The sequence below is a fragment of the Lysinibacillus sp. GbtcB16 genome (assembly GCF_019091145.1).
Lineage (GTDB): Bacteria > Bacillota > Bacilli > Bacillales_A > Planococcaceae > Lysinibacillus > Lysinibacillus fusiformis.
In genome coordinates, this window is sequence record NZ_JAGXJV010000228.1 from 1 (window position 1) to 320 (window position 320).

Here is a 320-nt window from a genome sequence, read left to right on the forward strand (position 1 = left end):
GGATACATTGTGATAGGAATCTATTCGATATCATCAATTGTATCTACTTGTTTAAAAATAGGAATACTGCATTTTACAAAAAATTATATTTTATATTTGGTAATAGACAGTATCATAACAATTATCACCTCTATTTTCTTATCTACTCTAGTGAACAAAATGTATCCATATTTGAAGAATAAAGCATCAAGTAAATTAGATAGTGAGACAAAAAGAAACATTGTTCAAAATGTAAAAGCTATTGTATTGCAAAATATAGGGAATTATCTGATATTTGGGACTGATAATATTATGATATCTTCATTTGTAAGTGTTGCAGC

The 320-nt window shown here is 26.2% G+C and carries 1 pseudogene; it reads left to right on the top strand.

Going from position 1 to position 320, the window contains the following annotated elements:
• Window positions 1–320: pseudogene (locus KVT27_RS26875) on the top strand (lipopolysaccharide biosynthesis protein); the annotation flags it as partial.